The organism is Colwellia sp. MEBiC06753 (assembly GCF_053470325.1).
The window spans coordinates 62167-74080 of sequence record NZ_JBQMTM010000009.1 but is presented as its reverse complement, the minus strand read 5'-3'; the positions used below and the strand labels follow the sequence as shown (position 1 = coordinate 74080).

10 protein-coding genes are annotated in these 11914 nt (G+C 41.2%); 5 read left to right on the top strand and 5 right to left on the bottom strand.

Annotated elements, in window-relative coordinates; genetic code table 11:
• Nucleotides 1–39: 39 nt before the first annotated feature.
• Nucleotides 40–1077 carry a small ribosomal subunit biogenesis GTPase RsgA gene (gene rsgA, locus ACOB82_RS09015; RefSeq protein WP_448212651.1) on the bottom strand — a complete coding sequence of 346 codons (1038 nt, stop codon included), beginning with the start codon at nt 1075–1077 and terminating at the stop codon, nt 40–42.
• A gap of 140 nt (nt 1078–1217) precedes the next feature.
• On the opposite strand from rsgA, the gene orn reads away from it, so the two are divergent.
• On the top strand, nt 1218–1763 hold the full coding sequence (gene orn, locus ACOB82_RS09010; RefSeq protein WP_448212650.1) for an oligoribonuclease: 546 nt from the start codon (nt 1218–1220) through the stop codon (nt 1761–1763).
• A gap of 70 nt (nt 1764–1833) precedes the next feature.
• Here the strand turns inward: orn and ACOB82_RS09005 are convergent, their stop codons facing one another.
• The 3 genes from ACOB82_RS09005 to ACOB82_RS08995 all read right to left on the bottom strand — a co-directional run bounded on the left by ACOB82_RS09005 (nt 1834) and on the right by ACOB82_RS08995 (nt 4278).
• Entirely contained in the window at nt 1834–2850 is a 1017-nt protein-coding gene (locus tag ACOB82_RS09005; protein WP_448212649.1) for an MJ1255/VC2487 family glycosyltransferase, read from the bottom strand.
• 1 nt (nt 2851) lies between these two features.
• The gene (locus tag ACOB82_RS09000; protein WP_448212648.1) at nt 2852–3358 is read right to left on the bottom strand and encodes a phosphatase PAP2 family protein; all 507 of its coding nucleotides are present in this window, start codon (nt 3356–3358) and stop codon (nt 2852–2854) included.
• Between the two features lie 128 nt (nt 3359–3486).
• Nucleotides 3487–4278, bottom strand: a complete 792-nt coding sequence (locus ACOB82_RS08995) for a substrate-binding periplasmic protein (protein WP_448212647.1) — start codon at nt 4276–4278, stop codon at nt 3487–3489.
• Between the two features lie 355 nt (nt 4279–4633).
• Between ACOB82_RS08995 and ACOB82_RS08990 the strand changes: the two genes are divergently transcribed.
• From ACOB82_RS08990 to ACOB82_RS08980, 3 genes are all read left to right on the top strand, one after another.
• Complete coding sequence (locus ACOB82_RS08990) at nt 4634–5122, top strand: DUF4442 domain-containing protein (RefSeq protein WP_448212646.1); 489 nt, start codon at nt 4634–4636, stop codon at nt 5120–5122.
• 200 nt (nt 5123–5322) lie between these two features.
• Entirely contained in the window at nt 5323–8901 is a 3579-nt protein-coding gene (locus tag ACOB82_RS08985) for a hypothetical protein (protein WP_448212645.1), read from the top strand.
• Between the two features lie 117 nt (nt 8902–9018).
• Nucleotides 9019–9177 carry a DUF1289 domain-containing protein gene (locus tag ACOB82_RS08980; protein ID WP_448212707.1) on the top strand — a complete coding sequence of 53 codons (159 nt, stop codon included), beginning with the start codon at nt 9019–9021 and terminating at the stop codon, nt 9175–9177.
• Between the two features lie 16 nt (nt 9178–9193).
• Here the strand turns inward: ACOB82_RS08980 and queG are convergent, their stop codons facing one another.
• Nucleotides 9194–10402, bottom strand: coding sequence for a tRNA epoxyqueuosine(34) reductase QueG (gene queG, locus ACOB82_RS08975; protein ID WP_448212644.1), 1209 nt, complete (start codon nt 10400–10402; stop codon nt 9194–9196).
• Between queG and ACOB82_RS08970 the strand changes: the two genes are divergently transcribed.
• Nucleotides 10392–11912, top strand: coding sequence for an NAD(P)H-hydrate dehydratase (locus ACOB82_RS08970; RefSeq protein WP_448212643.1), 1521 nt, complete (start codon nt 10392–10394; stop codon nt 11910–11912). The two genes, queG and ACOB82_RS08970, sit on opposite strands and share 11 nt — an antisense overlap.
• Nucleotides 11913–11914 lie beyond the last annotated feature (2 nt).

Below are 11914 nucleotides of genomic sequence, written 5' to 3'. Positions count from 1 at the left end.
AACACTTAAGCGTTCCTCGTGAGATTCGTGTGTTTGTTACTATTGTTTAAATCTTGATGTTAACGTATTGCCCGATAGGCTTTCGACAATACGTTGAAAACTTGTCAGTCGTTCAGGGTGGATTTTACCTGCTTCAACCGCGGCAATTAACGCACAACCTGGATCGTTGACATGTTTGCAGTCACGAAATTTACAGGTGCCAAGATAGTCATCAAATTCGATAAAACCATCAGCCACTTGCTCTGGGCTAAGGTGCCATAAGCCAAATTCGCGAATACCAGGTGAGTCGATTAAATCACCGCCTTGCTCAAAGTGATAAAGTCTGGCAACGGTTGTTGTGTGTTGGCCAAGGCCAGAGTTTTCCGAAACTTGCTGGGTATGTAACCCCAACTCGGGCATTAAGGTGTTAACAAGTGTTGACTTACCCACACCCGATTGACCAACAAAAATACTGGTGTGATCTTTAAGCTGAGCTCGCAATTCGGCAATACCTTGTTCAGTATCGCTACTGGCATAAAGCACCTGATAGCCAATTTCGCGGTAAATATCCATTTGTGGCTCAATTAACTCGGCCAGCTCCTCATTAATCAAGTCGGACTTATTCATTAAGATCACTGGCTTGATGTTCGTTTGGACACAAGCGACGATATAGCGATCAATAATATCTGGGTTAAATGCCGGTAGCACAGTGGTGACAATGACAATTTGGGAAATATTAGCGGCAATGGGTTTTAAACCGTCATAAACATCAGGACGACTTAGCGCTGATGTTCGTTCATGAACTGCTTCTATTACGCCAGAAACACTGTGGTCTTGTGATTTTCCTTGGCGAAACACCACGCGATCACCGCATACTAATGAGTCGATACTTCTTCTAAGGTTACAGCGAAATATATCACCCGCTTGATTCTCAACATCGGCATGTTGACCAAAGCGACTAATCACTACGCCTTCTTCAGCTGAGCCAAGTTCATCATCTTGCCACTGCATTTCATCTTGTTTCTGATGAAGTTTTTTCGCTTGATTAGCCTTGATGCGCCGTGCTTGACCTTTGGTTAATTTCTTTGCTTTTGCCACGTGATATCGCTGTAATTAAAGTCGATGTTAAGCCAAGGAATTAACATTGGCTTTTCAAAATCAGTAAATGTCACGTATTATACTGACTTATAGAGTAATCAGCTAATGCTAGCGCAAAGTTATTTAATAAAGAGATATTCATGAGTGTAAGTGATACAAATTTAGTGTGGTTAGATTTGGAAATGACCGGCTTGGAGCCAAGTGTAGATGTGATATTGGAAATTGCTACTATTGTCACTGATAGCCAATTGAATATTCTTGCTGAAGGCCCCGTATTTGCTATTAAGCAAAGTGACGAAGTGCTGGACAATATGAGCCCTTGGTGTATTGAGCATCACGGTAAATCAGGCCTAACTGAGCGTTGCCGCAATAGCCAAGTTGATTTGGCAACAGCTACTGCACAAACCATTGAATTTATTAGCCAATATGTGCCAAAAGGCAAATCACCAATGTGCGGTAATAGTATTGGTCAAGATCGTCGTTTTATTAATAAATACATGGCTGAATTTGAAGATTATTTCCATTACCGTAACTTAGATGTCAGCACGGTTAAAGAGCTAGCGCGACGTTGGAAACCAGAAGTGTTAGATAAAGTCGTGAAAACTGGCGCGCATTTAGCGTTGGATGATATTCGCGAATCAATTGCCGAATTAAAAGTGTACCAAGAACACTTTTTTAAACTTTAATTCTCGCCACTGTTAGTTCAAATTTTATTTTAGCTTTGGCAATAGCATCAAATAGCTATTGCCAAAAAAGTTACTGCCAAAGTGCTGCACCTAGTTCGTGGTGATTTTGCCAAGATCCGTCAGCAATCCAATCTGCGATAGACTTGGCAACATTGGGTAATGGCTTGGCCTGACACGCTGGCAAACTTTCCAACCAAGTGGCTATTTCTGCCAATGATAATTGTTTAATTACCTTGGCATAATTTAATTGTGATAACGCCAGCGCATTAGAATGCTGTTCCATTTGACCATTTAATGGCTTTGTTAATATAGGTAAACCAAGATGTAAGCACTCACTTATTAATTCAAAGCCACTATTACAAATTACGGCCGATGCCTTAGTTAAATCATCTTTAAATGCTTGATGACAAGTTTTTCGTAGACTGACATTACCTTGTTCGTTATCAACTAAGTCTGGCGCATATTGGACAAAACTAGCATTTGGTAGTTGCTTAAGCAGTTCGGTCACTTCAGCCTGATTTTCAAACGGTAAATACACTAAAACATGCTCTTTCTGCGATGTAGCAGCTAGCGATACATCAATAATCGGCGGTAATACGTTATTGTTATAGCGATGCCAATGTAGGCCAATCGCAGTTTCAGCCGGAGCAAAATTTTTCATAATTTTTTTTGCCAGAAAAGACTCACCAGCAAGTGGCGTATTTTCGCCAAACGCATATTGGTGTCCGATACCAAGTACCGGCTTTTTATGAAGCTTGCCAGCCCATGCACAAACCGGTTCAAAATCTGTGATGATTAGATCAAATTCGTCAACCGGTAATCGGCGAATATCACGCCAAAACTCCAGTAAACTGTTCTTTTTGGCGGTTTGCCAATAATCTATTTTGCCGTTTTGGGTAACAAAGGTTAGTCCATTGCGATGCTGAAAATTACCAAATATTTCCATATCAAATAGTTTGTCTTTGTCGCGGCCGGAGATTAAATAAGTGATATCTAACTTGTGGTCTTGTAAATAACGGGCAAGTACCCGCGCTCGGGAAATATGGCCATTCCCTGTGCCCTGAATGCCAAATAAAATCTTGGTCAAATCAAATAACTCCTAACAAAATAATAGAACCTAGTGCTGCGCCAGCGAGAATATCAGAAGGGAAGTGCACGCCAAGAATGACCCGGGATGCGCCAACAGCACTTGCCCAGAGATAAATAGGCCACGCCACTACTCCTAGCTCGGCAACCACTAAGCCCGCCAATAAAAATGCCGCCATAGTATGACCTGACGGAAAACTGAATTGGTCCGACGGTTGTACTAAGCATGAAAAGTCGGGAAGGATATCCGGTGGTCGTCTGCGCTTTAGCGTATGTTTAAGAATAAAATACAACGGGCGTTCAATGGCAAATGCCATCAGGGCGAGATAGAAAAACTGGCTACTTTGACTCGCAAGGGCAATAACAATTGGCACAATTAGCTGTAAATAGCCGTCACCTGTGCGGGATATCGCGCGAACAGCTTCGATAAACTTATGATAGTAACGAGATTTAACGCACCAACGTAAAATGCGTAAATCGTACTGATACATGTCGTTTAAAACAGTCATGGCTTCACGATAATCAGCAATTATGACTGTTGGTTGACAGAAATATGTTGTTTTAATGAACAGTGAAAGCTAAAGCGTCACTTGATAGTTAAATAGGCAATTGATAGCCAAACAGGCACTCGCGCAAGCTAGTTGTAATGGTTAACTTTAATTTTGGGGTATTGCCATTCATCAATAATTTTGCTCAATTGACCATTGGCTTTCATCTCGTCAATGGCGCGGCGCAGGTCATTAATAATGGTTGGTGAGGTTGCTTTATTGCAAGCTAAATAATAATCCAACGGCTGCTTATTAATTTGGTAAAAATTCTTAAACATTGCCGGATCTAATTGATTGAACCTAGCGCGATACTTCACAGTAAAGGCATCAATTAATATTAAGTCGACCCCTTTACGTTGAGCAATAAGCTTAAGCAGTGAGTGGGTGTTATTGACCACGTAAAGGTTGATGCCTTCAACAAAGCCCTGTTCTATTAAGTATTGGTGGGTGACATCATCTCTGATCACGGCAACATTATATTTTTTGGCATCTTCAATGCTGTTAATTTGATAATTATTTTCAGCTAAACCAATAAATGAGGCATTGCGCTCTGCAATAGTATTAACCCAAGTAAATAACTGTTCCCTTTCCGTTGTTTTTGCGATCGAATAAATACAGGTATTGGGCTTTTTGAGCGCCATATTATATGACCGCGTCCAAGGATAAAGTTTGATATCGAAACTGTACGGGGTATTTGAAATCGCTGTAGAAACAATTTCAGTAGCAAAACCTTCTACACCATTTGGCATTTCAATTTGAAAAGGCGGTAAATGCTCGGTAACAATTCGAATATGTGTTGGTGTTTGATTGGCAAAGGCTGGTCGAAAAGCTAATAAACCAACTAATATTGTCGATGCTAATGTCGTCCATAAAAGGCGCATGAAATAATAGTTACTTATTACACTCAAATTTGATACTTCTTCAACTCAAATGATGGACTAACAGTATTCACTTTACATGTATCTGCCGAGCCATCATAGCAATAAACATTAATTATCAGCTATTAAATCACCAAATTTTGACTATGGCTATAGCTGGATACTTAAGCTTTACTGATCTAAATCGAGGAACGTGAATTTCTACATTGTTAGTTTAGACACACTACTTAAATAGTTAATTCTGCACAGACTATGATTAAAAACACTTGAAGGTCTGACCAGTATAATTAACAATGTTGTTAAAGCTAGGGGGTAAATAAGCCCTACAAACTGATGTAAGTTAATCAAAGGAAAACGCATGGCAAATAAACTCGCAAAAGCTGTACATACTATTTATAAACTGCCGACATTTTGTCATAGCTATTTGTTAACTAAAATGTTTTGTGGTTTGGTTAAATACGCCGGCACGTCACGCGTAAAGCTTCATAAAGTGACTCACACTGAAGTTGAATTATCACTTGCCAATATTAAACGCGTGCAAAATCATATTGGTGGTGTTCACGCTATTGCTGCATCATTGTTGGCTGAATCGGCTACGGGTATTGTTTTTGGCATGAATGTGCCCGATAGCCATTTACCGCTATTAAAATCAATGACAGTCAATTTTAATCGCCGAATGCAAGGTGGATTAACGGCTAAAGCAAGTTTGACTGAAGCGCAAATAGAGCAAATAAATACTCAGGAAAAAGGCAGCTTTCTAGTGCCGGTAGTGATCACCGATGAGTCGGGACAAGAGCCGATTGAAGTGATGATGGACTGGGCATGGACCCCAAAAAAGCGTAGCTAATATTCTGTTTAACTGTTTAGTGCATTTTCAAGGTGAGTGTATTGCTTTAGACTATTAAATTACCTAAATGCTGATTCTGTCGTCATTATCAATTTGTTAATTCGCTGAATTACTAGCTGATTAATTAGCTCATTAACTAGTTAATCGAATAAAGTACGGCAAAGCATATAAAACCTGTGAAGGATTATTGGTTAAATAGTATGAACGACACTCATTTATCATCATATTCTATTGCGGCAAAGGTGCGTATTTGGCTAGTCGGGTCGATAGTCGCACTATTGTTGGCACTCGGTTGTTTAGCTGGGCTGTATTTCTACACAATACAATCCAGTAAAGCGATAGTTGAACAGCAACTACCCGCAGTAAAATACCAATTAACACAATTAGCTTATCTTGATCGCCTTACAAGCCAAGTGCAGGAACTAAGCACGCCGCAAGCAAGTACTAATTTAGTGGCATTGCATCAACAATTGCTGAGTTTATATCAAGCTTCACATATAACCATGGTAGAGTTGGAGCAGGTAAAGCTTACTGATGTCAATGATCTTAGTCGGTTGAGCCAAAATATTCAGCGCAATCAGCAACTAACAGAACAAGCGTTGCAAACTATTACCACGACTCAAGCGGCTATCGCTAATTTGCCAGAATCAGTTACTACACACTTTTTGCCAATCAATCGTTTGCTTAACGCAATTGCTATTGAGTTACAGCCACTTATTGAAAAACGCATACCGCCGGAAATTGAACATTTAAAACAGCTAGTCACAATGCTGTCGGCGGATTTTAGTCAGTTATCAAGCCAATCGCCAAATTCACAGGCGATCACCCGTCAGCTGCAACAACTTATTGCCTACTTTTCTGATGAGCAAGCACTACTGGGAAAATGGCAAGGTAGTATTAGGCTTTATCAACCATATATTCTGGCGCTGAATGTTGCGAATCATGCGTTGTTAAATAAAAAGCAGCAATTATTAAAGCAGGTTTTGCCGATAGCAGAAGCTGCATCGCCAACTAGCAAAACGGGAATTCAAAAAGCTGGCGAAAAAATACAACTATGGGGTTATCAACTTTCAATCGATATATTAACCAATACCGCTTTAGTGCTGTCGCTGGTGTTAATGATGTTTGGTGTCATATTGGCGGTCATTAGTTTTCAAACCATGCGCCGCCAATTAGCGCGGTTAATGACTTTTATTGAACAGCAATTATCGCAGCGTGAACGTCAGCCATCTCCTGAAAATAATGAGCAACAGCACGTTCAGACAATGCTTAACCAACAACTGTCAACGGTATTTTCTCAAGCAGATATTGAGTACTTAACGCAACAAAATCAGCAACAATGGGCGAATTTATTTGAACATACTGGCTGTTGTTATTGGCAATTAGACAATCGCAAAGGCACTGATAAAAGTACTATTCAGTTGTCTACAGATCAGGTGAGTAAATTATTTAGCCAAGAAAAAAGTGCAAACTTACAAGCTCAACCTATTGCATTTTGGCGCTTAATTTTAGGAAGAGATAATTTCAAGCAACTGATAGAGTTAGCAAAACAGGCCAAGCATTCACAAGATATTGCAACCGGTGCTTTTACGCTTGCTGACAATATTTCATTAGCCATTACTATTAGTTGCCATCAGCAAATTTGGCAGGGCACAGTGATAGAGCAAAGTGCTATTGCTGAACTTGAACAACAGCTAATCACCAATGAACAGCAATATCAGCAATTTGCTGAGCAACAGTTATTAGCTGCCGAACATGATTATCAAATGCTAAGTGAAATGGTCGTTAAGGGCATGTTGCAAAGTCAGCAAGTTGCAATGGTTAGCGGTACAAATATCCAACCAATTCATCGCCAATTGGAGCGCTTATTTAACTGCGTTCGCCAACAACAGGTGATGACACAAATAGCGTTAGCACAGCGTAGTAAAAAAATAGTTAATGTAAACCTACCACAAACTATTTATGCAGTAATTAATAACAGTAGCTTAAATGCAGCATTAGCTCAAAACCACATTCATTTAATGCTTGATAACAATCTGTGCCGCGATACCAGCATTGATGTTCGTCTGTTTAGCCAATTGCTCAATGATTTCTGTAGCATTTTGCTTAGAGAACAATTTAAGCATCAGTTACTGTTATCCATTAAAGTCATTGATCAAAATGCCGGTCAGCAAAATTTATTAATCACAGGTAAATTAACTGCTATTGACCAGCAGGTGAGCGCTCAAGCTTTTGAAGTGCCTAAGCATTTAACGGCATTAAGCATAGATAAACTTGCTAAAGACAAGGCGTTTATCAACCAAGAATCGGCAAACAAAGTGCCAGAAAGTAATGTCAGTAGCGATGTAACTATCAGTTGCTTTGAGCAAATCTTGGCAGAGTTGCATGCAGAGCCAGTCACCTTAACTCAAGTTGAGCATGGGTTAGAGGTGAGTTTTAAACTGCCAGTAACTATTGCTTCCTTAGCCGCGGTCACAGCAGCTACATCAGCCGTATCGCAACAGCAGGCTCAAAGTAAATCAACAAAATTGCTGGCACAAAAGCATATTTTAGTGATTACTGAAAACAGTGTTCAGCGAAACATTCTATCCCAATATATTCGGGATGCTGGCGCACAGTGTGAGACTTTATCTAATCTTGATCATTTCAGCAAAAACTATAATCTGGCGGCAATTAATCGACAAAAACTTGATGCTGTTATTCTTGCTGGCCCAACGAATACTAAGCACCAAAATGTACGCCAACATATTGCTAGCTTACCGGTAAAAAAACAGCCAGTGCTTTTAATTGTACAATCACTCCAAAACCATGTGGTAAGCAATGTTTTACAAATAGGGCTGTATTCATTATCGGACGCTCCCATTTGTCGCGAGCTGCTGATTAACGAATTGGCCAGCCAACTTAAAAACAAGCAAGCCGACAACCTTGTTGTATCGGCTGACCAGCTTAATTGCCAACAGTTTTTACCGGCACAAGTGGAGTTATTGTTGGCGGTCAGTGATGTAGAGCAGCACCAATTATTGTGGCGTTTACTGTTATCACTTGGCTTTAAAGTGACAGTGGTTGCAGACGAAAGCTCGATGTTAAAACACTGGCAAACTGGCCGCTATCTCATTTTATTTAATGAATTTTCCCAATCTCCATATATTCAATTAGCCGCTGGTCAGTCAATTAGCCGTGGCGTATTTCATTTTGCTCAAGACGAAGTGATTGAATTAAGTGAGTCGCAGGCTGAGTTCAGTAAAAACTGGCATTTAGGACAAGTACCTGAAAGTAGAGATATTAAAGCGTTAACGACCATACTTGCACCTTGGTTAAAAGCACCAGAGCAGTTTTACGCTACTAAGTCTGCCGCAGCCAGTATTGAGAATAATCCACAAGATCATCAACACACTTCCGCAAGTGCAGTGGAAACGTTAGTGTCGTTTGAACATCAGATTAACCATGCATTACCATCGGCGTTCAACCTACAACAATATATGAAAAATCAGGGCTCACCCGAATTGGCTGCCATGATGATGGATGAATATTTGGCAGAATTAACTGACAAATCGAATGCGTTAACTGCGCTGGTGTTAAATAAAGATCACCAGGCAATGAAGCAAGCGATTGATGAGTTGCAGTTGGTGGCTAAAATTATTGCGGCGCCAACCTTACGTCAACTAACGTCACAACTGGCGCAGGCAATGACCAAAGGTTCGGCTGAGCATATCGAGCGTTTAATTAAGCAAGTGAAAGCTGAAATATCTACCGTGCAGCAGTATGCCGATTCCATATAATCGTGCGTCGATTTGAGATAAAAAGTTGTTAGTAATATGAGTGAACAGTTTAAAAAGTATCAGAAACAACAACTTCAACAAGACAGCACCGAAAGTAAAACCGAAGAGAAAACTGCAGTGGCTAGCCCTTGTGTTCGCAATTGCTGTTTAGACAGTCGAGATATTTGTTTAGGCTGCTTTCGCCACATAGATGAAATTGTTGGTTGGCAGGGGCGCAGTGACGAGGAAAAGCGGGCTATTCTTACGCGCTGCCAATCTAGGAAGCTTGCACGCTAAAACTTGTCAACTTTTGTTAGGCGTCTCTGGGTAAGCCTTTTTCAACGGCTCGAATAAGGCGTTGATTGAGGCGCTCCGCTTTATGGTCTGCAGTTGTTTTGACCTCAATTGCTAACGTTTGATCATTATTCATAGCTTTAGATTTAGCTTGTTGTTGCGCTATTGCCCACTCGATATGCTCAACCACCATCGTTGTACTGATAGACTTCTGCTGCTGAAGCACATCAATAATTTGCTGTTTGAATGGAGCGTTACCCAATGCCACGGCAATATTACGCTGCCAGCGTTCAAAGCCAATGCGTCGAATTGGTGAGCCTTGGGTACGCTGTAAAAATTCTTGTTCAGTCCAACTAAAAAGTGTTAATAAGCTGCTGCCATCTAAGCCATTACGCGGGTGAAAATCGTGTTCTTGGGTAATTTGGCCAAATTTATTCCACGGGCAAATTAACTGGCAGTCATCACAGCCATAAATTCGATTTCCGATAGCACTGCGCAAGTGCTCAGGAATCGCTTCTTTTAATTCTATAGTTAAATAGGAAATACAGCGGTTGGCATCAACCACATAAGGATCAACAATGGCATTAGTTGGGCAGATGGTCATACAAGCAACGCATTGGCCACACTGGTTTTCAGGCTTGCTATCAACCGGCAGTGGTAAATTAATCAGCAATTCTCCAAGGAAAAACCAAGAGCCAGCTGATTGGTTAATCAATAAACTGTGTTTTCCCACCCAGCCAAGTCCTGCTTTTTCAGCTAAAGGGCGCTCTAGTACTGGTGCAGAATCGACAAATGGCCGAAATTCAAATTCGGCACAATGCTCGGTAATTTTTTGTCCTAATTGCTGCAAACGTTTGCGCATTAATTTGTGGTAATCGCGCCCCAAAGCATAACGGCTAACATAGCCAAGCTGTTTATCTTTTAAGGTCTTGGCAAAGCTGGCATTGGGCGGTAGATAATTCATTCGTGCGCTGATCACCCGCATGGTATTGGGCTCTAACTCATTGGGTCGCGCACGCATCATGCCATGACGTGCCATATAATCCATTGAACCATGGTATTGATTATCCAGCCAGGTTTGCAAATAGGTCTCGTGAGTTGATAAATCAATATCACTAATACCCAGTTGATCAAAGCCTAAGTCTTTGCCCCATTGCTTGATTTTTTCTGCTAAATCTAGATAGTTGATAGTGGGTGTCATTAACAGCGGATAAACCATGGAAGTCATTCAGTTAGCAGAGAGTTTACCACAGCCGGTTTACAGTGCGAATCAAGTATTAACTCATGAAGCGCAAGCAGCCAAACAATGCGGCATCGAATTGTTTGAGTTAATGAAGCGAGCAGGAGCTGGCGCGTTTAACGTTATCAATAGCATGGTTGATCCAAACAGTAGTATTTTAATTATTGTGGGTAAAGGTAATAACGGTGGTGATGGCTTTATTGTTGCCCAGCATTGTTTAGTGGTCGGCATGACTGTTAAAGTGCTAGTGCTAACCGAACAACAGAACATTGTTGGAGATGCCAAACGTGCCTTGGAGCAATTGCAAACCCAGCATTGTACACTGATATATCAGCCAGATTTAGCACAAGCACAGCATCATATTGAACAATTTGAAGGTGATGTAATTGTTGATGCAATTTTTGGTATTGGGTTTCACGGAGAGTTATCAGAGCCGTGGCAACAAGTTATTACAGCGGTTAATCGTCATTATGCGCAAGTGGTTAGTATTGATATTCCATCCGGACTTTGCGCCAGCACAGGAGCGGTAAGCACCATAGCTGTTATTGCAAACATTACCATTACTTTTATTGTGCTTAAGCAGGGGTTATTAACCGGCAAAGCAGCGAATCATGTCGGGAAAATTTATTTGGCGTCCTTGGGAGTACAAGATGCTTTCATTAAGGGTATTCCGGCAACAATTTTCGCTCAGGGTGAGCGTGGTTTGCCAAGTATTACTCCGCGTTTGGCCACCTATCACAAAGGCAGTATCGGTTTAGTGTTAGCGATTGGCGGTAATATAGGTATGCCAGGAGCCATTCGCTTGGCCGCCGAAAGTGCTTTGCGTGCTGGCGCTTCTTTGCTGGCGGTAAGTTGTCATCAAGATAATCATGGCTTGGTATTTCAAGGGCGACCGGAAATTATGTTGGCCCCCAGTGAACCAGAGCGGCTAGCAAACTCGAGTTTTATCGATAAAGCAAAAGTAGTGCTAGTTGGGCCGGGATTGGCTGGTGATAGTTGGGCAAAGAAAATGGTTGATGTCGCCATTACCGCTAACAGGCCATTAGTCGTTGATGCTGACGCCTTAGCGTTAATTAAACATAAGAAAGTGCGATATAGTCACTGGGTGTTAACGCCACATCCTGGGGAAGCGGCATTTTTACTTGATACTGATATTGCTTCAATAGAAGCTGATCGGTTTGCGGCAGTGCAAGCGATCGTTGAGCGTTATGGTGGCGTTTGCGTGCTCAAAGGTGCAGGTAGTTTAATTGCAGCTAATCAACAGATATTAATCAACACTACAGGTAATGCAGGTATGGCTTCGGGTGGCATGGGCGATGTATTATCAGGCATAATAGCGGCATTAATTTTACAAACGGGTTCGATTTTTGAAGCAACTAGGCTAGCAGTTAGCATTCATGGGCAAGCGGCAGAGCTAGTTACACAGCAAGTGGGCATGCGCGGATTGCTCGCAAGCGACTTATTTGAACCTATTCGACAGTTGGTCAATCGATATTAATA